This window comes from Bacillus sp. 2175 (assembly GCF_057812155.1).
Map to the genome: position 1 here is coordinate 1 of NZ_JBSZSU010000008.1, position 25,866 is coordinate 25,866.

Consider the following 25,866-nt stretch of genomic DNA (forward strand, 5'->3'; position numbering starts at 1 on the left):
ATGGAACAAGTTAAACATATTTTAGAGCCTATAACAGAGTACACATCGCTTGATGTAATGCGTTTTATGGTTCATGGTGCATTATATGAAAAATCACCTAAAAATTGGACAATGGATGATAGAAAGAGAGAAATGCAACGTGAAAGATTAAGAGAGGTTGGAGTTGTTCATGTAACTACTGGAAAAGAGCAACTTTCTACGGGACAAAGTATTGTGGTAAGTAGCTTTGAGACATTAGAACGCTTAAACAATCATTTGACACACTGGACACCACAAGTCTATATGTGGGGAAAGGCTAATAATGAAGGGCGTAATTTTGAAAACATTCGTTTCATTACATGTGTTGGAGTAGAAATAGATAAAAAAATTAGTCTTGAAGAAATTCATTATGCAGCAGCAGTAAATAACTTGCCATCCCCAAGTGTTATTCTTTCAACACCACGAGGATTGCAATGGTTTTATGTATTCTCTACACCATTTTTGACAGAAAAAGGCCGTAAGGCAGGTCGTTTTGTTTCTGAAGAAATTAAAAGAGCCTTTGTAAATGTCATGGATGCTAGTGAAGTAGAAGAAGGAACTACAAAGCCTATATTTGAATTAGAAGCGGATCTTGGGGCTTATTCGCTAGGGTATTTTAGAATTCCACGAGAAGATAATGTCCTTTACTTTAATGGACAAGCATTGAACTCAGAATGGGCTTTAGCATGGGCTAAAGAACAATCTAGGAAGCATAAAAGACCAGCGGTTGCTAATACTTCTTCAAGTAGAATGTATAAAAAGGTTGGCATCATGGAAGATCCAGCAATTCAAAGTATTATCAATAACGTATTTTTACGTGGCTGTAAAGGCAAGCTAGGCCGTAATAATGCTGTATTTATTTTATCTTTAGCTATGAAATATGAAGGTAAAACAGAAAGTGAAATCATTGACAAAATAGATGAATGGAATTCTCAAATAAAATCACCATTAAAGCATACTGAGATTTTACGTACTGTTAGAAGTGCCATGAATGATAAATATAATGCGCCTAAAAAGGATTATGTAGAAGAACTGGCTGAAATGAGAATGGAATTTGTCTTTGATATCCGTACACCAGCAAAGGAACGCTTAGACCGTCAGCAAAGCCATTATTCAGAATGGGAGCAAGATATTATAGAGATGGTAGAGCAGCAATGCACGTCTGATGCACCTTATTTATGCGGCTCTCTACGTGCTTTAGCGCAAAAAATTGGTGAAGAGTCACCAGTAGGTAAAGCAATGAATAAATCTAGCTTATCCGATGTATTAAAGGTTTCTAAAAAATTAATTGTAAAGACTAATGGAAAAAAGGGCAGAAATGCTCGTACATATATTACAACAAGAAGTGTATTACTGAAATCCAATAAACATAACTTTAAAGCCTTTTTATTAGGGAAATTAGCATTCAATGAAGAGATCGAGAGCACTACACTTGAAGTACAATTTCGAGGCCAAACAAGCGAACCTGAAGCAAATAAAAATAGTAGAAATAAACGCTCTGGGCCAGGGGGATAATTCAAAAAAATAAATGGCCGAACCCGTACATATATACCTATCGGTATAAGTTTGGTTTAGAGTTTCCTGTTAGTGGAGATTATGGAGTTCTATTTATGGTTCTTGTTTTAATATTTGCATACGGTATGTGAAATTTTGTTGAGAGTACTCTTTATTTAGGAGTCTTTATTATGTGTTTCTTTTTCGTGGATTGTGTTAGCTATTTTAATCACGGTTGTTACTTTAGATCTAAGAGAATGTGAATTGTTGGGGATTAGGTAGTTTCATATATTTGATGGGCATGTATGGTGTCGTCTAAGAAGAAATAAGAACGAATGGGAATGAAAAGTTGTTTATAGCCCATCCTCAAGGGTTATAACATCCATATTCTTCTATCTTTTTTATATGGTATAATTTTCATAGATTAGCAAACTATGAAAAGAAGGGATGAATTTGGTTCAAATAAAAGTTACACCAGAACGTCTAGAGCAATCAGCAAAGATGGTCATTGATTCTAGGACTTTACTAGAACAGATACATAAAGACCTGTATCAGCAAACAGAATACATAGCTTCACAATGGAGCGGAGCAACTAGTAATAGATTCTATGCAATGTTTAACGATGCAAAGCCATTGATGTTCAATATCCTTCAAGAGCTAGACAAAATTGCAAAAGAGTTATATCATTCTGCCGAAAAGTTTCGTGAAGCTGATACATTATATGGAGAGAATTTGGTTAGTGGAGATATTGAAGAAGGTGCAATGTGTGGAAAACCAAAATCTGATTTAGAGAAGGCTTGGGATGGTCTTTATGATGGGGCAGGAAAAGGTGTCGGTGATGCATGGGAAGGCTTTAAGGCATTGGGAGACGGTGAAACATGGTCAAATATGTGGGATGCAGTTGTTAATTATGATGAAACGCTACCTGCTATGTGGAATGCTTTCTCTGATTCTTTTATGAATGATGTTTGGTACGGAGATGTTGAAAGCGGTTTTCATTGGGGTTCTTATCTTGTAACATCGGTTGGTTTAGGACTTCTTGGAGGCAAGGGACTGGATAAAGCTTCAACACTTGCTAGAGGGGCTAGGTTCTCTAAAATAACCCAGATTACCCCACCACGTTTACAACCTGCCTTTGCAGGTGTCGGTTTAACTGGTGAAGCTATGCTCAGTGCGTTACCGCCATCGGGACACTGGGGGAATTATTTGAGTAGCTATCTCATGTTTGCTAGGCCACATTGGCGAGAATCCGAAAAACATGCATATGAGAAATATCCTAATTACAAAGACCAAGTATCATTTAAAGATAGAGAAGAAGTACCGTATGCAAGTAAAGGCAGTACTAGACCAGACGGTTTTGACCATGACCTAAATAGTAGTTTGGAGGTTAAAAATTATAACCTTACTACCGAAAGAGGGAAACGTTCGTTAATTAATGTTTTACTAAAACAATTTGAATATAGATTAAAAAATTTACCAGAAGGTGCAGAGCAGATAGCTTTTATTGATGCAAGAGGTCAAAATGTATCACTTCAAACTTTAAAGGAAATTAAAGAGGAACTATCACAAAGAACATTTGGTAAATTGAAGGTAACTATCGAAAGAGATTAGATAGAAGGGAGATGTATTTATGGCAACAGGATTTAAAGCAGACTTTCTATGGTATAGATTAGGTACATCTGATTTTGTACACTCATTTTTCTCAACCATTAGTTTTCATTTAGAAAAAGAGGGTTGGGGAACAAAATACCCACACTTGATGAAAGAGCTATATAACGGAAGGTTAACACTTCAAAATATCCCAAAGGCAATCGAGGAAGCAAAGGAAGCTCGTGAAAGATTGAAATTATTTTCACCATCAGAGGTAGTATGGGATATCGAAGACTTATCCAAGCAACCACCATGGGGAGATAATATTTCAACAGATATTACAGACTTATCTAACTATTTTTACACAAGTGGCGGTAAGGACATGTTTGAAATGTTATTTAAAGCATGCAACGAAGCTTTAGAATTAGAAGTAGATTTAGAAATAGAGAATTTATAAAGGGGGTACCGCCACATGCCCATCAACTTAAGGATAGAAACTCTACGGTTTTCCATTAATTGAAATGAACAAACTTTTAAACAGTATAATCCTCTTAAAAATGAGCATACGAAATAAACCCTAACGGGTTTCATTTTTTTCTTATGCAGCTTTCTTTTGTTTTCTCAATCCATTATACTCATAGACAACACCCATAATATCAAAGATAGTTTTCTTCTCATATCGATGGGATTTCCGGCCATTTTTCTTTAGTAGGGTAAACAGGCGGATTAAAACCTTTGTTATTATACGGGTGTTTCTCTGTATCGCTTGATATAACAGGGATAGATGATCTTGAATCATCCCAATTGCTTTATATTCGCTTAGTTCTCTTTTGTGCTTTTGCAACAGAAGTTGGCGCATCTTAAACATCGTGGAAGAACATATAAAAATGGCAATGAGTTTTCCATACACATGGCATTCTAATCGCTCTTGTTTGATAGTTTGCCAATGATGAATTTGAAATAGAGATTTCCACGTTTTAAATATGATTTCGATCTGCCAGCGGAGGGAGTAAAAATCATGGATTTGTTCCATCGGAACCACTTCCCAAGGCGTATTCGTAACATATATGTTGATACCCGTTAATCGTTTACTCTTTTCTGAAAATGTAATCCCCTTTTTACTTTCGGTATAGCTTTGTTTTTTTCTACGTTCCAGTATTTGTTCCTCTGTTAATCGGTAGATAATTACTCTTGTAAATAATCTTTGATTCTTGCCAATATACGACTCTTTTATTTCATACGTTTGTCCTGGTTTTAACGTGTGCATAATGTTCTCTAAATCAACTTGGATATACTGTGACTGTTTTTTGATTGTCCCATTTCGAAAGTATTCTGGAAATGGATTTTTCGTATAGACGGTATGGTTTAACTTAAGTCTTGATATATAGCACACGCCACGTTGATCCATTTGATCTAAGTCTTCCAATGAAAAATATCCTAAATCACGAATACACAGATCACCCGGCCGTAAGGTATCTAAGCAATCTGTTCCAAATGTTTTATCATTATTTTTTCCAGGACCTACCTGGAAGTTTAAAAACTGTCCGCTGTGTAAGTCATATTCTAATTGAATCTTGATACCTGCAGTTTGTGCACAACCACCTGACCCAGGATATACATGTGCTAAATGTTTCGGTACTTGGAAAATCGTCGCATCTAAAATACGGATTCGTTGAAAATACGTGAGTGCTGCACTTGAAATGGCTGATGTTTTACAAAGTTTACTTTTCCATAATGCAGAAAAAATATATTTCAAAAATTCAACCGCTTTTTTATCAAAGCGTTTATTGAGTCCTTCTGGACTCATAAGAGTGCCTGTGGCGGCGTGTAATTGACTGCATAGTCGAACGAGAGAATCACTCGCTGTACGTTGACTGACCCAGATACATATGGTAGCTAATTCATTTCCTGAAAACTTTCGTTTTCTTTTTACAAAACCTAATTCTTTAGCGAGTTCTTCCAAAAGAGAAGGGGTTAAATGACGATACAGCTCTTCAGAAAATAGTTGTAATTCATCTTGAATTGAAAGATTCATAAAAAATGTCATCCTTTCTAGCTAGCTTTTTAGAAAGAATAACGTTTTTTGACACTTGGGGGTAGTGCAAATTCTTAAGTTGATGGGCATGGGGTACCGCCAGCATTTCGGAAAAAAACCACGCTAAGAAAATCAGAGTTAAAAAATCAGAAAATATATCATTATTCCAAGACACATACAGTGTCTTTTTTTATACAAAAAATAATACAACACAATATTAATTGTGTTGTATTAGGTGTTATAATAAATATAAATCTAGGGGTTTAACGCAACACAATTTATCGATAAATAAATACTTTTAGACGCAACACAATTTATAGACGCGGAGGAAATCACATGGATGTTGCAAAACAGTTTTCTTCTTATCTTAAACAAGAGAATAAAACTGAGAACACTGTTCAGGGATACACATCAGGTATTAGACAGTACATAAAATGGTTTGAAGGTTCCTATGACAGAAAATTAACAAAATTGTACCGACAAAATATCTTAGAGTACATTAGTTATTTAAAGAATGTCAAAATGTTGAACGCCAAGTCCATTAACCACAAGATTAGTAGCCTTGCTAAATTTAATGAATTTCTAATACAGAAAGGAAGTCAACAAGATCAAGTAATTTTAAAAACAGACATGATAAAGGTTCAAACTGTCTATGCTTCTCCAACCCAAATTGTTGAATTAGATGTAAAAAAGTTTTTACAAAGTGTGTTAGAGGATAATAACAAACGTAATTATGCAATTGCCACTCTCCTAGCATATACAGGAGTACGTATTTCAGAGGCATTATCTATCAAAATGAATGACTTCAATTTACAGACTGGGGAATGTATTATTCGAAGTGGAAAAGGAGGTAAACAACGAATTGTATTACTAAATAGTAAGGTACTTAGTGCTATCAAAGATTATCTCATCGATCGAAAAACATACAGTACAGCACATGAATCTCCGTATCTTTTTATTAGTAAAAAGCGAGAAAAGCTCGACCGTACGGTCGTCAATCGTATCTTTAAATCATACAGCAATGTTATTACTCCACACCAATTACGACACTTCTTCTGTACGAATGCAATTGAAAAAGGATTTAGCATTCATGAAGTTGCAAATCAAGCTGGGCACTCTAACATCCATACGACACTACTTTACACAAATCCAAACCAACTGCAGCTAAAAAATAAAATGGAGCTCTTATAAAGGAGTAAAGGGGAAACAATGGGAGTTAAACAATTACTGTCAGAGGCACAACGAAATGAGTTAATGGATTTATCACGTTTAACAGAATGGGATTTGGTAACATTTCATACTTTTTCTAAACATGACTTACATTTAATATTAAAACACCGTAGAGGATACAATCGTTTAGGGTTCGCTCTTCAGCTTGCATTAATTCGTTATCCTGGCTGGTCCTTAACAGAATATAAAGACATTCCACAATATGTAGTGGCTTACGTTGCGAGTCAGTTACAGATTCCACCTGAAGAATTTTTAGTATATGCCAAACGTGGGAATACTTTATGGGAGCATCTTGGGGAAATTCGAACAGAATATGGATATCAGAATTTTTCTTCTGAATATAAAGAAACTTTATTACAATTTTTAGTGCAACAAGCAATGGATAACAATAATACCCTCTATTTAATTGAAATAACAATATCTACATTGCGAAAAATGAAAGTCATTCTTCCAGCTATGTATGTGATTGAAGATATCGTCTGGGAAGCAAAGCAACAAGCAGATCAGAAAGTGTATAGTATACTACATGACGGTTTGGTCCAAGAACAAAAAGATCAATTAGATGCGTTACTTTTACCAACTATAAATGGTAAATCTCCATTAGCATGGCTAAAAGATGTACCGGCCCAGCCTTCACCAGAATCATTTTTAAAAGTAATAGACCGATTACAATTTGTTCAAAAAATTGGTCTTACTATTGATACCACAAAAATTAATACAAATCGTCTTCGGCAGCTCGCTAGATTAGGATCAAAATATGAGCCATATGCTTTTAGACGATTCAATGAAGTAAAAAGATATAGTATGTTAGTCTCATTTTTATTGGAGATTACACAAGACCTTATAGATTACGCAATTGAAATTCATGATCGTCTTATGATGAATCTTCAAACAAAAGGGAAAAAAGAACAAGACGAAATACAGCAAGCAAATGGGAAAAAATTAAACGAGAAGATTTTACAATTTATTACTGTATGCGGGACACTAATTGAGGCAAAAGAAACGGGTAAAGATGCTTTTGCAGCCCTAGATGAAGTAATGTCATGGAATGAGATGGTCGAATCTGTTGAAGAAGCAAAACAACTATCACGGCCTTTAAATTATGACTATTTGGATTTGTTAAATACTCGTTATTCCTATGTTAGACGATATGCACCTACTTTATTACGCAGTCTTCATTTTAGAGCGACGAAATCTGGAGAACCCGTTTTACAAGCACTTGATACGATTCATGAATTGAATGAAACAGGTAAACGAAAAGTGCCTCATGGCGCTCCCTTACACTTTGTATCTAACCGTTGGCAAAAACATGTATATGATGATGACGGAAACATTAATCGGCACTATTATGAATTGGCAGCTTTAACCGAGTTAAGAAATCATATTCGTTCAGGAGATATTTTTGTATCAGGCAGTAGACATCATAAGGCATTTGATGATTATCTTATACCGTATGATGAATGGAACGAAGTTTCAAACATTCCAAATGGCCTTACAGCCCCTTTAAAAGCTGAAGATTATATAACTGACCGAATAAACCGATTAAATGAACATTTAGAATGGTTATCAAAAAATAGCGAGAAATTAGAAGGAGTAGATATTAGTCAAGGAAAACTACATGTTGAGCGATTGGATAGAGGAACTCCAGAAGAAGCAAAAGCATTTAGTAAACTTCTTCATAGTATGTTACCCAGAATAAAACTGACAGATTTACTAATAGAAGTGGCCAGTTGGACTGGATTTCATGATCAATTTATCCACGCCTCTACCAATCAATCTCCTGATCAAGAGGAACAGAATATTGTATTAGCTACTTTGATGGCAATGGGGACAAATATAGGTCTTACAAAAATGGCGGAAGCTACCCCTGGAATCTCCTATAGACAAATGGCAAATGCTTCACAATGGAGAATGTATGATGATGCAATGGTTCGCGCTCAATCTATTCTCGTGAATTTCCAAAAGGAACAAAAGTTATCATCCTATTGGGGAGATGGGACAACTTCTTCTTCTGATGGTATGCGTTTATCCATTGCTGTACGTTCTCTACATGCAGATTCCAATCCACACTATGGAACGGGAAAAGGTGGAACCATTTATCGATTTGTAAGTGATCAGCTATCTGCCTATCATGTGAAAGTCATTACTACCAATGCACGAGATGCTCTTCATGTATTAGATGGGCTTCTTCATCATGAAACAGATTTAAAAATTGAAGAACATTACACAGATACAGCTGGATATACAGATCAAGTTTTCGCTTTAACACACTTGTTGGGATTTCGATTTGCTCCTCGTATTCGTGATTTGGCAGATACTAAGCTTTTTTCTATACCTGGTGGAGAAGAATATGAAAATGTTCAAGCACTTTTAAAAGGAAAAATTAATGTAAAGTTAATAAAAGAAAACTATGAAGATATTAGAAGGTTGGCATACTCGGTTCAAACAGGAAAAGTATCTAGCGCTCTTATCATGGGGAAGCTCGGATCATATGCAAGACAAAATAAACTCGCAACAGCACTTGGAGAAATGGGACGAATCGAGAAAACCCTCTTTACGCTGGATTACATATCTAATAAAGCCGTAAGGAGACGGGTTCAAAAAGGTTTAAATAAAGGAGAAGCAATCAATGCATTAGCTAGAATTATATTTTTTGGACAACGTGGAGAATTTAGAGAACGTGCTCTCCAAGACCAGTTACAAAGAGCTAGTGCACTAAACATAATTATTAACGCTATAAGTGTGTGGAACACTGTATATATGGAAAAAGCCGTAGAAGAATTAAAAGCAAGAGGAGAATTTAGAGAAGATTTAATGCCATATGCGTGGCCGTTAGGATGGGAACATATCAATTTTCTTGGAGAATACAAATTTGAAGGATTACATGACACTGGGCAAATGAATTTACGTCCTTTACGTATAAAAGAGCCGTTTTATTCTTAATATAACGGCTCTTTTTATAGAAAAAATCCTTAGCGTGGTTTTTTTCCGAAATGCTGGCGGTACCCCATGCCCATCAACTTAAGAATTTGCACTACCCCCAAGTGTCAAAAAACGTTATTCTTTCTAAAAAGCTAGCTAGAAAGGATGACATTTTTTATGAATCTTTCAATTCAAGATGAATTACAACTATTTTCTGAAGAGCTGTATCGTCATTTAACCCCTTCTCTTTTGGAAGAACTCGCTAAAGAATTAGGTTTTGTAAAAAGAAAACGAAAGTTTTCAGGAAATGAATTAGCTACCATATGTATCTGGGTCAGTCAACGTACAGCGAGTGATTCTCTCGTTCGACTATGCAGTCAATTACACGCCGCCACAGGCACTCTTATGAGTCCAGAAGGACTCAATAAACGCTTTGATAAAAAAGCGGTTGAATTTTTGAAATATATTTTTTCTGCATTATGGAAAAGTAAACTTTGTAAAACATCAGCCATTTCAAGTGCAGCACTCACGTATTTTCAACGAATCCGTATTTTAGATGCGACGATTTTCCAAGTACCGAAACATTTAGCACATGTATATCCTGGGTCAGGTGGTTGTGCACAAACTGCAGGTATCAAGATTCAATTAGAATATGACTTACACAGCGGACAGTTTTTAAACTTCCAGGTAGGTCCTGGAAAAAATAATGATAAAACATTTGGAACAGATTGCTTAGATACCTTACGGCCGGGTGATCTGTGTATTCGTGATTTAGGATATTTTTCATTGGAAGACTTAGATCAAATGGATCAACGTGGCGTGTGCTATATATCAAGACTTAAGTTAAACCATACCGTCTATACGAAAAATCCATTTCCAGAATACTTTCGAAATGGGACAATCAAAAAACAGTCACAGTATATCCAAGTTGATTTAGAGAACATTATGCACACGTTAAAACCAGGACAAACGTATGAAATAAAAGAGTCGTATATTGGCAAGAATCAAAGATTATTTACAAGAGTAATTATCTACCGATTAACAGAGGAACAAATACTGGAACGTAGAAAAAAACAAAGCTATACCGAAAGTAAAAAGGGGATTACATTTTCAGAAAAGAGTAAACGATTAACGGGTATCAACATATATGTTACGAATACGCCTTGGGAAGTGGTTCCGATGGAACAAATCCATGATTTTTACTCCCTCCGCTGGCAGATCGAAATCATATTTAAAACGTGGAAATCTCTATTTCAAATTCATCATTGGCAAACTATCAAACAAGAGCGATTAGAATGCCATGTGTATGGAAAACTCATTGCCATTTTTATATGTTCTTCCACGATGTTTAAGATGCGCCAACTTCTGTTGCAAAAGCACAAAAGAGAACTAAGCGAATATAAAGCAATTGGGATGATTCAAGATCATCTATCCCTGTTATATCAAGCGATACAGAGAAACACCCGTATAATAACAAAGGTTTTAATCCGCCTGTTTACCCTACTAAAGAAAAATGGCCGGAAATCCCATCGATATGAGAAGAAAACTATCTTTGATATTATGGGTGTTGTCTATGAGTATAATGGATTGAGAAAACAAAAGAAAGCTGCATAAGAAAAAAATGAAACCCGTTAGGGTTTATTTCGTATGCTCATTTTTAAGAGGATTATACTGTTTAAAAGTTTGTTCATTTCAATTAATGGAAAACCGTAGAGTTTCTATCCTTAAGTTGATGGGCATGTGGCGGTACCCCATCGCTATCAAGCTAAAGAAGTAGGTCACCCCCAAAAAGAGAAAATATGTTAAATTCTCATAGATAACTATCTTATATTAATTACATAATCCAGTGTGATATAATAATATAAAGATATTATATTTAAAAGGGGGATTCAAATTGGTTAAAAACTTACCTTTACTAATAGTGATTTTACTACTAGGTATCAGTTCTTCTACATTAAGCACGAACGGATACTTTTCTCCAGTTATAGAATGGTCTTTAATGATTATAAGTATTATTTTGAACATTACTGCAGTGATAGGTTTATCATTACACGTCCTTGTATATCAACCTATGAAAAGATTTAATAAAAATTTAAAAGGGACCTTCAAATAAAATAATTATATTTGAGGTAACACCACATCGCTATCGAGCTAAAAAAATGTATCCATAAAGAGAAAAAAACGCTATTCTTTCTGTAGAATCATAGGAAAGGATGGCGTTTTTTATGTCTGTTTCTGATGAATTACAACTATTTGCTCAAGAGATTCAACGTTTTTTATCTCCAAATACCTTACGGAATCTTGCTCGAGATGTTGGTTTCGTACAACGAACCAGTAAGTACCAAGCAAAAGATTTAGTCGCTTTATGTGTATGGATGAACCAAAATATCGCTACGACGTCTTTAACTCAGTTATCTAGCTGTTTAGAAGCCTCGACAGAAGTGCTCATCAGTCCCGAGGGACTGAACCAACGATTTAATAAAGCAGCCGTCCAATTTCTACAACACATACTAGCTGAACTACTAAGCCGAAAATTGACCTCATCTATACCGATTTCTTCTCCATATACTTCTGTTTTTAAGCGTATTCGTATTTTAGATTCAACTGCATTTCAACTCCCTGATGTATTTTCATCGGTTTATCCAGGTGCAGGAGGATGTAGCCATACAGCTGGGATAAAAATTCAACTTGAGTATGATTTGTTAAGTGGACAGTTCCTTCATATTCATACAGGTCCAGGTAAACAACATGATCGCACTTACGGCTCTTTGTGTGCCCCAACTGTGACAGCAAATGATTTATGTATCCGAGATTTAGGTTATTTTCATTTAAAAGACCTTCAATATATACAAGATAAAGAGGCCTACTATATCTCTCGTATCAAGTCGAACACACGTATGTATCAAAAAAATCCTAACCCTGATTATTTTCAAGATGGAAGAATTAAGAAAGGTACAGAGTATATACAGATAGATATAGAGACGTTAATGAACTCCCTTCAACCAGGACAAACGTGTGAAGTAGCTGATGCTTATGTAGGAATGAATGATAAAGTGCCAGCTCGTGTAATTGTTCATCGATTAACAAAACAACAGCAACAAAAACGATTACAAGATCAAGCTGTAAGAGAAAAAAAGAAAGGAATGAAGTATTCTCCTCGTAGTAAACGACTCAGCGGTATCAATGTATATATGACAAACACCCCTACAGATATTGTCCCTATGGGACAGGTACATGACTGGTATTCTTTGCGTTGGCAAATCGAAATTTTATTTAAAACGTGGAAGTCATTCTTTCAAATTCATCATTGTAAAAAGATAAAAGCAGAACGATTAGAGTGCCATTTATATGGTCAATTGATTGCCATTCTACTCTGTTCTTCTATCATGTTTCAAATGCGCCAATTGCTCCTCATGAAGAAAAAACGAGAGCTTAGTGAGTATAAAGCCATATATATGATTAAAGACTATTTTCTTCTTCTATTCCAAACTATACAGAAAAACACCCAAGAGCTATCAAAGGTGTTACTTCGTCTGTTCAATCTTCTACAGCAAAACGGGCGGAAATCTCATCGATATGAGAAAAAAACGGTCTTTGATATATTAGGTGTCGTTTACAATTCTATGTCTGATAATCAAGCCGCTTAATTCAAAAAAGTGAAACCCGGTAGGGTTTATTTCGTATGCAAATCTTTCAATCACCTATACTTGCTCCTTAGAAAAAAGAAACAATCTCGCCTAAAATTGACTTTGCATAAGCTTAACTTGATAGCGATGTGGCGGTACCCCTAAAGACATGAAATTTCATCATGTCTTTTTGTTTTGTTCCCATATTCAAAAACATCCTAAATAGATTTTTCCTGGTATGGTGACCCCTACTTAGCTAAATAAGCGTAAACACGAATAGCCCAGTAATGATTTAGGGCAAATCAACCAGGCAATTTTCACTATGTATTGTTAGTAAAGCAAATAACAATATATATCCCTTGTGTGACATTTTTTCAGACACTTGATATAAATAGGTGCACCAGGCTATGTATGTGCCCGATTATTCGTGACGATGTCCTGTTTCTTTTCGATTGAATACACTATGATCAGTAGCTTAACCAATCGAACTTTATGCATAAAAAAAAGATTCATTTAACCGCATTACAATTGTTTCCAATATTCTTTTCATTTATACAATTCGAATTGTATAGGTAGTTCAGCTGAGCTAAACAAATTGAGGTTATAAGGATAAACTTTTCATTGATGGGTAAATACAAGGGTATGAATCTGAAGTTTGACTCTCGATGTAAAGACCTGGATGAATTCTTTACTTTTATTTTTGGTAAAGAATTTTAAAAAATCTTTACTTTTATTTTTGGTAGTAGTATAATAATAAGTAAGCAGAGGCACACTTAATACTACGCTAATTACTATATCAAGAATTGAACATTTATATGTTCATTTACAATACACTATACAGTATAGGAGTATTAAGGATTAAATTACTGAGAAATAACAAAATGCAACACCTACGGAAAATAAAGAAGGATGTGTGTACTATGCAAATAAAAAATGAGAACAGAGGGTTAATTTCGTCTTCAGGTCAATTTACGTCTACTCTTTCTCAGAAAGGACAAGTCACAATACCAGCTAAGATTAGAGATTATATAGATGCAAAAGCAGGAGATCAGATTCAATTTGTGATTGAAGGAGACAATGTTTTTGTAAATGTAGTTAAAAAAAATTCTTTGTTGGCATTGTTTGGTGCTATGCCACCTAAAGCTGGTGAGCCGAATTTGTCTTGGGAAGAAATTAGACGTGAAGCTAAAGAAGAAATGATTTCCTCCGAATAAGGGAGAGTGCAGTACATGCAATACGTAGTTGATACTAATGTCATTGTAAGATTTTTGACAAATGACGATGAAGAACAATCAAAGAAGGCTTTTGAAATCTTCAAGAGAGCTGTTAATCAAGAAATTACATTATTTTTAACACCAATAGTGATAATAGAGTGTACCTGGGTTTTAGGTATGAAAAGATACGGTTATTCTCATGAAGAGATTGCCGATAATCTTACAACAATTATTACTTCACCAGGCGTTAAAACATTGGAAAGTGATGTAGTATTAAAAGCATTACATGAATATAAAACCAATAGAATTGATTTTGCTGATGCTTATTTAGCAGCTGTATCTACTAAGAACGGAGTTCCTTGTTTGACATGGAATAGCAAGGACTTTAAAAAGTGTACTGGCGTAGAGCATTATCGTCCTGATGATGTCCTCTAATACATATTGAGTACGAAATTACTTTTCAAGAGAAGAACACGTTACAGAACATGTTCTTTATACAAAGCAAGTGAATAATGTGTTCGTGAAGCGAACAACTACTGTTCTCTTCACGAACATTATGTTTAAAAGTTAAATATGGATATAAATTTTTTTATCATTAATTAAACTAGTTGATAAACTAGTTTAAACTAAACTATAAACTAGTTGTAGGAGGAAAATATAATGGTTGAGCAAATGCTATCTAAAAACATGTTACTTGGTGGTTTTGATACAGGTAATATTAAAGCGAAAATTAGTTTCTTGAATGAAAAAGGTAATATTGAATCTTTTGCTATTCCAACAGTAATCGCAGAAGCGCCGCCAGCAAAAATAGATTTAAAATCTGCACCTTCTAAGAAAAATGATTACGTAAATGAGAAAGATGAAGACATCGAGTTATTACATGTTCGTATAATTAGTAATTCTTTAGATGGTGATGCAAGAAGCAGAGCGTGGTATGTGGGAGCATATGCTAAAGATCAAGAAGACCGTCAAGAACCAACTGTAGACGAAATGGGAAAAACGGAAGATAAATTTAGCCAGAAAAATAAGAAGTTACATTTGATTCCATTATTCACAAGTATGGCGGTGGCAGCAGCGAGAATTGGAAAAGAAGAAGTTTCTGTTCCTTTTAGTGGTGGAATGCCAATTGAAGATTATAAACTACGTGGGGAAGAACAAATTTTAGAAATGCTCTATGGAGAACATACTGTAGAATTTTTAGATGGTACATATGAGGGTAAAAAGATAAAAATTACGATTAATGATGGAACAATGAATGTTGAAGGTGTTTCCTCTGTCTTGGCAATACTATTTGACATTGTAAACGGTGAAATAGTGGAAGTTGAAGGAATGGATGCAGAAATTGGAGAATCATATGCTATCAATGATCTTGGTGCAGGTACTTCGGATAATGCTTTCTTTGAAGATGGAGAGTTAAATAAAAAATTATCTACAAATACGGATTTAGGAACAAATAAGTATATTGATGAAATTTTAAAGAATATAAAAGAACGTTTCATGGAAAATGAGATTTTAAAAAGTTTCATGACAGATGAAATTGAGTCACCTTTTAAAACAAGAGAAGATTTTATTCAAAGGCTAGTGATGCCTGAAGTAGAGAAAATGATTGAAGATGATACTTATAAGCCGACATTTAGTGTGAAATGGGGCCCTGTAAAAGAGAATGTTACAGATATTGTAATGGATGGGATGTTAAAATATGCAGAAGATCAAAAAGCATCTCTAATGAAGTTTTGGTTTAAAACAAATGCGGATAAAAACATTGTAGTTGGTGGTGGAGTTTTATTTGGTTACGCTGGTTTAAGAGATCTGAAGGAACAAGATGGCTTTATTTTACCTAAAAACATTCAAGAGTCAGCATACTTTACAAGTAGATCATATTTAATAGCTAATCTATTAGAGCAATTAAATAAAGAAGGCGTTGAAGCATAATAGAAGGTGGATTCACACCTTCTTCCTTGCTATATAAGAATATGAAGTGTGGTGTTATATATGAGTAACGTCGGTTATGAGGCAGGTAAGGGAAGAACATTTACACCTTCTATAGATGCTAAATGGATTAATGAATTTAATGAAATGAAATCGGAATTAGGTATAAGTCGAAATAAACTTACTGAAAAATTAATTCAAGATGGTTTGAAGTTCAATAGAAATAGCGGTAGTACAGGAGCATTGTATATCCCGTTAACTACAGAAAATTTGTCTCAGGGCCAAATTGAAATGCTATCTAGTAGTATAGGACAAGAGATGCTATTAAATTTAGCTTTAACAATGATTGGTGGTACATCTGAGCTTAACAAAATAATTAAAACTAATAATACGAATGAGATGCCGATTTCGGATAAAGAGGAAGATACTATAGGCGGTAAGGTTGAAGTACCATCAGCTCACATCGCTCAAGAAATACCATCTTCTGATATAAAGGGAAATGGCAATGAAAGTAATGTAAGTGAGCAAATAATAAAACCGAAGGTTTCAGAAATGGGTACTAAGCCAAAATCAGCAGCGCTTAAAGCTTTAGAAAAATACAATAAAATGAAAAGCGATATAAAAAATTAGCTATTAATAGCTAATTTTTTATAAATATAAATAAACTAGTTTATAAACTAGTTTAAACTAAATTGACAACTAGTTTAGTTTTCGATGTGATTTACACATAATAAATGTCGTTCCCCTTAAGAGCAACTAGTGTTCTTAAGGGGAAATATCTATACAAATATAATGCCACCTAGAACTCAGAATAAGAACACGTTCTCGAACGTGTTCTGGCAATATAGAGTACGGTTAACTGTTGTTCTTTGAGAGAACGCAAGGTGTTCTCTATATAAATTCTTGTAATTATTTCTTAACGTGGGTTTTATGTTAGTATGCTGGTTAGAGTAAAATCATAAAGAGAAAGTGCATAAGTGCTAGAAGGAAAAATATAAAGATAAGGGACAGTAAAGAAATAAGGGGCTGAGAGTGATGGAAAAGAAGTATATTGAATTTATTCTGGAAAATCAGGAACATATGAAGAAAATTGAGGAATTAGAGAAAATATCAAGAGAGTATATGGACTATTTATTGGATAAGCTCGAAATAACTTCTAATGGTGTTTCAATTTCTGATAGTAAAGTACACAATTGGGGTTATATTGAAAGTGAATTTGAGAAATTAATTGTAGATAATTACTTTGTTGACAATGAATGTGATTATTTCGGTATGATTGAGGACGGCTACAATCAAGCATACTTTCATCATAGCCCACAAATGTTGATAGATGCTATTAAGAAGGAACAAAAGAAAAGACATACAAGGAAGAGACACCCTAAAAAGAGTTGGGAAAAATTAAAATCTTTCAGTCTGGAAAAAGTAGGAGAACAGATGCGAGATCAAGTCAACTAGTTTATAAGTTAGATTGTCTTGATTGAAATGTTAGTAGTTGCTTTTAACTTGAAAACTGGTAGGGCTCATGGCACGGGATGTACGGCAGTTGCCTACATTCCGTAAGCCACCGCTCCACCTTTACTCAACTCGATAACTACAGATTGTAGAAAAAAGATTAGCTGGCAGCTGCAGCTAATCTTTTTTACAATCTGTACGTTCCTGAGTTTCGCTTAACAAGGTGGACGGAGCGTAAAATCTAAAGAACAATATAGTAAAAATTAATTTAAGACGCGTAATGCGTCTTTTTTTATAAAGAAAAGACACCCTAAGGTGCCTTCCTTCGACTTGAACCATCTTAATTTTAATAATATGTATCTCGCAAATATAATTTTACCATATTTAGTTATTTCACACATTGAGAAATTTTAAATATATAATCCCACGTTTCTACTGGAGTGTGATAAAGACTTTTTTATTGATCCAATGGATGGTTAAATCAAGTAAAATGCAAAAACAAACTAGTTTATAAACTAGTTTGTTTTTGCGCTTTATAATATAGTGGCTAATATCTTCTCTGTTTTTTTGTAAGAATGCTAAAATACACTTAAAATATTTTAATATCATGGGGGGTGTAAATGTCAAGATAAACATGTACATTTTCGCTTGTTTAAGCATGTACAAAATCAATCATTTTCTTTGCTAAAATGATCTTTAATTCGATAGGATTGTCCTACAATACTGACCACCGTGGCATGATGTAAGACACGATCTAGTATGGCATTGGCGAGTTTAGGGTCCTGGAATACTTCGTCCCAAGACTTGAAGTTGATATTGGTCGTTAGGATGGTACTACGCTTTTCATAACGCATATCGATTAATTGAAAGAATAATTTTGCATCCTCCGGATCAATAGGCAAGTACCCAATTTCATCAATAATAAGTAATTTGTATTTTGTATAGTGCTTTAAACGAGATTCTAGGCGATTCTCAATCTTGGCACGTTTTAAATTTTGAAGTAAATCATGACATTTAATAAAATAAGTACTTGTTCGCTTTTTAGCTGCTGCTATACCAATAGACGTGGCCAAATGGGTCTTACCAACACCACTAGGTCCTAAAAATACTATGTTTTCTTGTTGCTCTAAGAAACGTAGAGAAATAAAATCTAAGATTTGTTGTTTATTAATACTCGGCTGGAATTCGAAATCAAACTCATCAACCTCCTTTCTATGAGGAAATGCGCCCATTTTCACCATAGAATGAATCATATTTTGTTCTCGTACATCAATCTCATAGTTTGTCAGTTTAACAAGTGTCTCTACGAAGGATAATTCATTATTAATGCTAAAATCGACTACGTCACCTAAATGTTGTGCCATTTGTTTTAATTTTAAATACTCTAGGTTTGTTGTTAATTGTTGATAGCTATTCTTCATTTCTATATACCTCACCAATTACTGATAAATTTTGTTTCGCCAAATTGTCAATGTTCGGATATTTAGGTAGTGACTTAGCCAATGCTTTTTTATAATGTTCTTCTTTATAATTGAGCTTAGATTGGCTGATTTTATGTTGTACAATTAACTTCATGTTATGATAAACATATATTTGATTATCATATACTTGTAAACCGACGGTTTTACCTTGATATTCAGCTGGAACTGAGTATTGATTCGATTTGTAAGATATCATGCCTGATGTATTAACTTTTACAAGTTTATGCTTAATCATATAGGAATCTCTTATCGCGCTCTTCGGGAGTGGTTGTAGGAGATTCTTTTCCTGTTTTAGGGCAAACACTGGAATCTTACCAGTCCCTTGATGAAATGTTTGATTAATTCTTGCACATAATTTTTGCACAAATTCATGTAATTCTTCAAAAGTGAATCTTCCTTGATAAGCATGAATTTCGTCTAGAAGTTTCATTGGCGCTTCTACTTTCCCTTTGGTATTTGGTCGCCCTGCGATACAAGGTTGTACCTTAAATCCAAAATCTTGAGCGAATTGGGCAAACTTATTGTTAATCGTTCCTGTAAAGTGTTCTGTTCGAGCTTCATCCATTACCGTCTTCATATTATCCGTGACAATTACCTTCGGTACACCACCAAACATTTCAAATGCCTCTGTCATAAATGACATTAAAACACTTTGTGATTTTGAAATATTCAAATGAAAAACTTTAAATCTCGAGTAGGACAATAAAAGTACAGCTACATTCACATATACGATTTCGCCACTTTTGGTTTCAAATCGTATGCTTTCTTTCCAATCTAATTGAGCTTGTTCTCCTGGAGGTGTCTCATAACGGACACCCACTGAATGACCTGATAAAATACGCTTCCCCTCATCAAAATATGTTCTAAATTCAGGCTTTCTATTAATATAAGCACGAAATGCAGACTGTGAACATTTTAAACCGTGATTGTCTGTTAGATACTGCCATAACACTCGTTTGTAGTAGAAGATTTGTTTAGAATCACTAGATAAAAGAGCTGCAATCACTTCATAATATGTATCGATTTTCGATGTTTTATTTTTTGTCCCTTTTGGTGTAAAACCATTCAAATACTTATCTATGGTACGCCGATCCACATTCAATTCTCTGGCTAATTGACTTTTATTTATCTTCATTTTTAAGTTCCCCATTAGTTTTTTAAAATTTGGTAAGTCTGAAAGACTTTTAACCTCAAATTCTGTTTGAATATCTAGCTTAATATACATACTAACCACCTCAGAGTCAGTATGGAGAATCCAATTGAAAATGTACATATTTATTCAAGCGTTAATGTACATATTTAAGTTAGCATTTATAGGGGGGGAAAGTATTGTTATCTAACTTATTTATTTGGATTTCTTTAATACTATTTATAATTATTATGAAAAGTAAGATGCGACTATTATTTAGGATTCCTATAGCTATCTTTATAGCTTTGCTAATTTTGTCCATTGGTGCTATTTATGAATTATATCCCAATTTGGAGAAAATTCAGGATGGATTAGAGGGGAATCAAGAAATTATTATTAGATGATGTTCCAATATGAGAAGAATTAATATGTGAATAACTGCATGAATATTATAAGGTGTGAAATACGTGAAAGATCATTTCGTTACACGAAGTGATCTTTCTTTTTTTTTGCGTAAATCCAATAAATATATAGAAAAATCGGGGGATACGGAAGGACGGAACGAAGTGGAGCGAACGACATTTTTTTCGCTCTTTGAGCAAAAAAAATTAGTAATGCAGGATAAGGGGGACGCCACATACGTGGCTACAACTACCAGGCAAAGCCTGGTATATCATGGTTTTTTCGTGAACACATTTGTGTTCATTCTACTTTAATAAAATGCTTTTATGTGGGAACAAAATGTGATACTATTTTACTAGTACTAAATAACTACGTAGCAACAATGTATGGTGGTGATAATTATTCATAAAAATAAAAATAGTAGGTATAATGACCTACTCAGAGTCCGAGTTCCAACAGATTTAAAAGCGAAATTAAATGCGGTAGCAGAGGAGAGGGGAGAAGATACAGCAGATGTAGTAAGGCGTTTTTGTGAAGAGGGATTACACAGGCATTATGCAGAAAATAATATGGATTTTATTAAAGTTGAAATACGAGAAGCTTTAAGAGATGTACTGAAACCTTCGGTAGAACGTCTTGCGAAAATTGGTGCTAAAGGATCAGTTTCAGCAGGTACAGCGATGTATATGTTAGTTGAATCATTAGGTAGACAGAATTTAGATGTTAAAGACATATATTCTCGTGCACGGATTAAATCTGTAGAAAGTTTAAGGTCAAAAGGAGATATTGATGAATAATAAATTACTAATGTTTTAAAATTTTTGATTTGATTTATTGAAAGGTATAAAAAGAAGTATGAAAGCTCCATTTATCATGAAAACAAGTTTTTATTTACCTAGCACTTCTAATGCTAAAAAAAATAGTGCCCATGTTGAATACATAGGAACAAGACCAGGCGTAAGTATGGAAACAACAAAAGACTTTGAAGAGTTAGAAGAAAAAACAGATGCCGCACATCATGCAAAGTATGCTGGGGAACGCCCTGGATCACATGGCCTTTTTACCCAAAATAGTAATGAAGCTCTCGTTTTGAAAGACGTACAAAAAGAACTAAGAGAGCATGACGGGGTTGTTTGGCGAATGATACTTAGCTTAAAAGAAGAAGATGCTTTGAATCTAGGATTTACGGAGAAAAGGAAATGGGAAGATCTTCTTCGTTCGACAGTTCCAGATGCAGCAAAAAAAATGGGTATTACAGAAAGTAATTTGAAATGGATTGCCGCCTTTCATGAGGAAAAGGGCCATCCGCATGTTCACCTTATGATGTGGGAAAAAGAGACTAAGCGTGAAAGAGGGGCTTTGTCTAAAGGGGAACATAGAGATGTAAAAAATGTATTTATGAATGAAATATATCGTGAAGAAAGGCAGGAATTAAATTTAATAAAAACTGTAGAACGTGATTTCATTCGAGAGTTCGCTTTAGACAACGTTGTAGATGCAGTCAAAATGTTAAAAGGTTTAGATGAAGTAGATAAAACACAAGTTGGCATTGCACCACGCATACACACGCATGATATTGAAAAATTGCAGAAGTCTCTTTATGAACTTTCCAAAATGTTACCAGAAAAGGGCCGTATGAGTTATGCATTTATGCCAGATGAGGTCAAAAAAGAGGTTGATGAAATATCAAATTGGTTAATAAATCGACCTCAGTTTATGGAATCTACAGAACGTTATTTATCTTCCGTAGAAGGTCTAACAAAATTACATTCTCATGATCCTGAAAGAATAGAATTAGCGAAAGAAAAAGCAATGAAAGACATTCAAAAAAGAGTTTCGCAGGTTCTTTTAAAGGGTGCATTAGAGACAAGGATTAATTTTCTACCAAAAGTTGACCAAGAAAAAGCGATGAAGGCACAAATGCAATTTATAAAAGCTAATGGTAAACCGAAACAAGATCTTAGTTATGATGTGACTAAAAAAAGTGCAGCATTATTAAAACATTTATCCTTTTCGGAAAATGAAATCAAAAGGGTTTTTGAAACCTGGTCGGAGAAAGCGGATTTGGGGCTTAGTGAAAAAGAAATTAGCAAAAGTATTGCTAATTCATCAAAAGAAGATATTAAAACTATTGATGAAAAAGACATTAAAACTGGAGCTGAAATACTAAAATTAGCAGGTTGGACAAATAATGAAATTATATCCAAGTTAAATAGATACGATGACGTTTTAGATGGGATTGAAAAAGTTTTAAATAAGATCGAAAAAAAAGCGAACTCTAACTTTGTATCGAAAAAAGATTTTAGCAAGATTGAGGAAATAACAGATGTATCTGTGGATTATCCATATAAATTAGTAGAACGCAGTGAAGTTTCAAAAGAAGATGTGGATAAAATGATTGAAACATTTTCGCAAGGTATATGCAGGGATGAAGCGGCAGCTGGATGGACAGCGTTTTGCATGAGTGTTGCCCTAAAGCAAAGTGAAGTTTCTGAGAGTAAAAGAATTGATGTTGTTTCAGAGTGGATTCGTTCTAATGAAATAGCAGGAGTAGATTTGTATGCGATTAATGAAAAAATCGAAGAAGGATCTAATTTTTTACGTAAGAATACATGGGATAAAGTATTAGGAAATATAGGTGTTAAACCAGAAGATTTTAAATACCCATTCAAGACTTTTCAAGAATTAGAGTTTGACGAACAAAAAGCTGATGAAACTTTATTGCAGTTAGAAAATATTGTAGTCGAAAAAATGGAAGTGCCAGATAGAGAACATTTAACCGAGGTCTATGCAAGGATTTTAAGAGGCGTGGCATCTGACAATTCGTTATTTAAAGAAAAAATAAATGTTTGGGCTAAAAAAAGAAAGTTACCTCAAAGTTTAGTTACTAAGGTAATAAAAAAATATGAAAAAAGAACGAACGACATTGAATACTTAAAAAGACCTTTAAGAGTACAGGATATGACCGAAAAAACTATTCGGGATTACAGTAAGGTTCTATTTGCTACAGGCATGTCAGAAGAAAAGGTTAAAGATACCGTACTTGAATGGAATAGACGGGTGAAAAGTAATGCTCCACCCGAAAAAATCGAAAAAATAATTGAACAAGTAGGAGCTCTTAACGAGGAAAATCAAAGATGGGGAAAAGCAACCTATGTAAATAAAGAGAGTTATAAACAATTAAATGAGACTTTAAATGTTAAAGCTCCATATATTTATAAAATGCCATCATTCAAGAATCCGAACGCTTCAATTAATAAGATATGGAAGTCATTCTGGAATGAGTTAGAAAAAGAGCGTATGAAATCAGAAAAAGAAATGGAATATGCAAGAAAAAGAATGATGAGAGCAAAAGAACAAGAACAAAAACAAAGACAAGAAAGGGAAGAGAGAGGTTGAAATTCCGAATATTTTTAGTTGTTTTTGTGATTTTAGCTGATTTACTAATCTTACCAAAGATTGTATATAATTTAGACCTTTTATTTAAGGGAATTGATCTTCAAATTGTTATTAATAATTTAACTACATTTTCCGTTATATACCCATGGGTAATTTTGAAGCAATCTTATGGAACATTTTATTTAATATTACAGGGTTTTGTTGCCACAGCTATTGTTTTGATTATCTGGAAAGAAAATAGAGGCATAAAAAATAAAATGAAGAATGGTATTGGCGGTCCAGAGGCATCCGGTGGTGGGCAATTTGGGACAAGTAGGTGGCAAACTGAAAAAGAGAGAGATGCTAATAATAGTGTTTGGAAATATGAAAAAGAACCTATAAAAACAGCTGGTATAGTCCTGGGGGCTGATTTAAAAAAGAAAAAAGTATGGCTTGTATCGGAAGATGAACATACATTAATTATCGGTACAACTGGTTCAGGTAAAACACGAAGAATTATTTATCCTGCAATATGGACGTTAGCAAAAGCTGGCGAAAGTATGATTTTAACAGATCCAAAGGGTGAATTATATGCAGCAACCAAGAAATTCTTGGAAGAACAGGGTTACGAAGTAATAATGTTGGATTTCCGTAAACCTAAGGCTAGTACACATCATTGGAATCCAATAAAAGCTGTTGTAGATGCTTTAAAGGAAGATGATGAATCGAAAGCTTCTGAAGCAGCATGGAATATAGCAAACATGATTGTATATCAAAAAGAGCGTACGGGCGACCCTGTTTGGGCTACTGGAGCCGAAAGTGTTATTGCCGCATTGATTTTATATATAGCCATAGAATCAAAGAAAGATAGTCAAAAGCATATGGCTAGTGTGTTTCAATTGCTAGTTGAGTATGGGGTAGTTAAGAAACGTGAAATTGGCGATGGGATGATGGAGGAATATGTTCCCTTATTGGAATTGATTGAATCGTTAGAACGAGGCCACCTTGCAAAATTAGCATTTGCTACAGCTGGTATGGCTCCTGAAAAAATGCGTGGTAGCTTCTTTGCATCTGTTGCAGCAGATTTAAGATTATTTGCAGATCCTTCAATTGCATATATGACTAGTTTTCAAGATCACGATTTAAAACAACCTGGTGAAAAGAAAACAGCAACATTCCTTATTATCCCTGACGAAGTTAAGACTCGACATTTCTTAGCAACGTTATATATAGATCAAACGTATTTCGAGTTGGTTAATTTGGCAAATTCTAGACCAGAGGGACGAATTGCAATAAGAACTAGCTGTTTACTTGATGAGTTTGGTAATATGCCGAGAATTTCAGATTTTGACACTAAAATTACTGTTTCAAGGAGTAGGGGAGTTAGATATAACATTGTTGTTCAGGGATTGGATCAAATTAAAGAAAAGTATGGGAAATTGGCTAATACAATAACCGGAAACTGTAGAGTCTGGTTATACTTGTTGACTGGTGATAATGAAACAGCAGAAGTTATTAGTAAAAAATTAGGAACATACACAGTTGCAACTGATGGCTATTCAGCTACTACTAGAACGAAAGACTTTTCTGCTAGTTATTCACAGAATCTATCAAAACGTGAACTGTTAACACCTGATGAAGTAATGAGATTTCCAGATTTTGAAGCGATTGTTATTAGGCAACGTCAATATGCTACAAGAGTCCCTACTCCTGATATTTCGAAGTATCCTATTAAATTTATACCCATTGAAAGGGGTGATTTGGAAAAGAAAGATATTAGATTTGATGTATTTGATCCATTTAAAGCGCAATGGGAAGGAGAACTTGAAGCAATCGAAAAAGCTAATAAGACAAATGATTTAGAAGAAACTGCTGAGACAGAAGAATTTGAAGAAACAATGGATATTACAAATGAACCAATAGATGTAGCTGAACAAAAAGAAAGCTATATGGACATTATTTAGGA

At 34.3% G+C, this 25,866-nt stretch carries 19 protein-coding genes; 16 read left to right on the plus strand and 3 right to left on the minus strand.

What is annotated here, in order from left to right; translation table 11 throughout:
* The 3 genes from ACXKY9_RS28660 to ACXKY9_RS28670 all read left to right on the plus strand — a co-directional run bounded on the left by ACXKY9_RS28660 (position 1) and on the right by ACXKY9_RS28670 (position 3,559).
* On the plus strand, positions 1-1,533 hold the full coding sequence (locus tag ACXKY9_RS28660; RefSeq protein WP_012008607.1) for a primase C-terminal domain-containing protein: 1,533 nt from the start codon (positions 1-3) through the stop codon (positions 1,531-1,533).
* Between the two features lie 426 nt (positions 1,534-1,959).
* Positions 1,960-3,123, plus strand: a complete 1,164-nt coding sequence (locus ACXKY9_RS28665; protein WP_012008608.1) for a WXG100 family type VII secretion target — start codon at positions 1,960-1,962, stop codon at positions 3,121-3,123.
* A 19-nt stretch (positions 3,124-3,142) separates the two neighbouring features.
* Entirely contained in the window at positions 3,143-3,559 is a 417-nt protein-coding gene (locus ACXKY9_RS28670) for an immunity 70 family protein (RefSeq protein ID WP_000190466.1), read from the plus strand.
* A 141-nt stretch (positions 3,560-3,700) separates the two neighbouring features.
* Here the strand turns inward: ACXKY9_RS28670 and ACXKY9_RS28675 are convergent, their stop codons facing one another.
* Entirely contained in the window at positions 3,701-5,137 is a 1,437-nt protein-coding gene (locus ACXKY9_RS28675; RefSeq protein WP_001053969.1) for an IS4-like element IS231C family transposase, read from the minus strand.
* Between the two features lie 336 nt (positions 5,138-5,473).
* On the opposite strand from ACXKY9_RS28675, the gene tnpI reads away from it, so the two are divergent.
* The 10 genes from tnpI (at position 5,474) to ACXKY9_RS28725 (ending at position 17,513) form a co-directional block, all read left to right on the plus strand.
* Positions 5,474-6,328 carry a TnP I resolvase gene (tnpI, locus tag ACXKY9_RS28680; RefSeq protein ID WP_000382147.1) on the plus strand — a complete coding sequence of 285 codons (855 nt, stop codon included), beginning with the start codon at positions 5,474-5,476 and terminating at the stop codon, positions 6,326-6,328.
* Positions 6,329-6,346: 18 nt separating this feature from the next.
* The gene (locus ACXKY9_RS28685) at positions 6,347-9,310 is read left to right on the plus strand and encodes a Tn3 family transposase (protein WP_000538375.1); all 2,964 of its coding nucleotides are present in this window, start codon (positions 6,347-6,349) and stop codon (positions 9,308-9,310) included.
* 156 nt (positions 9,311-9,466) lie between these two features.
* Positions 9,467-10,903: an IS4-like element IS231C family transposase gene (locus tag ACXKY9_RS28690; RefSeq protein WP_001053969.1), complete on the plus strand. Its 1,437-nt coding sequence runs from the start codon at positions 9,467-9,469 to the stop codon at positions 10,901-10,903.
* 280 nt (positions 10,904-11,183) lie between these two features.
* Positions 11,184-11,402: a hypothetical protein gene (locus ACXKY9_RS28695; RefSeq protein ID WP_000240401.1), complete on the plus strand. Its 219-nt coding sequence runs from the start codon at positions 11,184-11,186 to the stop codon at positions 11,400-11,402.
* A 112-nt stretch (positions 11,403-11,514) separates the two neighbouring features.
* Positions 11,515-12,936, plus strand: a complete 1,422-nt coding sequence (locus ACXKY9_RS28700) for an IS4-like element ISBth4 family transposase (RefSeq protein ID WP_000116413.1) — start codon at positions 11,515-11,517, stop codon at positions 12,934-12,936.
* A gap of 899 nt (positions 12,937-13,835) precedes the next feature.
* Complete coding sequence (locus tag ACXKY9_RS28705) at positions 13,836-14,129, plus strand: AbrB/MazE/SpoVT family DNA-binding domain-containing protein (protein ID WP_016097290.1); 294 nt, start codon at positions 13,836-13,838, stop codon at positions 14,127-14,129.
* Positions 14,130-14,144: 15 nt separating this feature from the next.
* On the plus strand, positions 14,145-14,564 hold the full coding sequence (locus ACXKY9_RS28710) for a type II toxin-antitoxin system VapC family toxin (protein ID WP_001200537.1): 420 nt from the start codon (positions 14,145-14,147) through the stop codon (positions 14,562-14,564).
* Positions 14,565-14,789: 225 nt separating this feature from the next.
* Positions 14,790-16,061, plus strand: coding sequence for a ParM/StbA family protein (locus ACXKY9_RS28715; RefSeq protein WP_000230191.1), 1,272 nt, complete (start codon positions 14,790-14,792; stop codon positions 16,059-16,061).
* 60 nt (positions 16,062-16,121) lie between these two features.
* The gene (locus ACXKY9_RS28720) at positions 16,122-16,688 is read left to right on the plus strand and encodes a hypothetical protein (RefSeq protein WP_012008613.1); all 567 of its coding nucleotides are present in this window, start codon (positions 16,122-16,124) and stop codon (positions 16,686-16,688) included.
* A 405-nt stretch (positions 16,689-17,093) separates the two neighbouring features.
* Complete coding sequence (locus tag ACXKY9_RS28725) at positions 17,094-17,513, plus strand: hypothetical protein (protein ID WP_000412868.1); 420 nt, start codon at positions 17,094-17,096, stop codon at positions 17,511-17,513.
* A 665-nt stretch (positions 17,514-18,178) separates the two neighbouring features.
* Here ACXKY9_RS28725 and istB read toward each other — a convergent pair.
* On the minus strand, positions 18,179-18,931 hold the full coding sequence (gene istB, locus ACXKY9_RS28730; protein WP_000798699.1) for an IS21-like element IS232 family helper ATPase IstB: 753 nt from the start codon (positions 18,929-18,931) through the stop codon (positions 18,179-18,181).
* Complete coding sequence (istA, locus tag ACXKY9_RS28735; protein ID WP_000275580.1) at positions 18,921-20,216, minus strand: IS21-like element IS232 family transposase; 1,296 nt, start codon at positions 20,214-20,216, stop codon at positions 18,921-18,923. Before istA ends, istB begins: the two co-directional genes overlap by 11 nt.
* 692 nt (positions 20,217-20,908) lie before the next feature.
* Here istA and ACXKY9_RS28740 point away from each other — a divergent pair.
* From ACXKY9_RS28740 to ACXKY9_RS28750, 3 genes are all read left to right on the plus strand, one after another.
* Complete coding sequence (locus ACXKY9_RS28740) at positions 20,909-21,319, plus strand: hypothetical protein (RefSeq protein WP_000260289.1); 411 nt, start codon at positions 20,909-20,911, stop codon at positions 21,317-21,319.
* 76 nt (positions 21,320-21,395) lie between these two features.
* A complete protein-coding gene (mobP3, locus tag ACXKY9_RS28745; RefSeq protein WP_228176717.1) occupies positions 21,396-23,921 on the plus strand; it encodes a MobP3 family relaxase in 2,526 nt (841 codons plus the stop codon).
* On the plus strand, positions 23,918-25,864 hold the full coding sequence (locus tag ACXKY9_RS28750; protein WP_000672076.1) for a VirD4-like conjugal transfer protein, CD1115 family: 1,947 nt from the start codon (positions 23,918-23,920) through the stop codon (positions 25,862-25,864). Before mobP3 ends, ACXKY9_RS28750 begins: the two co-directional genes overlap by 4 nt.
* The last annotated feature ends 2 nt before the right edge of the window (positions 25,865-25,866 follow it).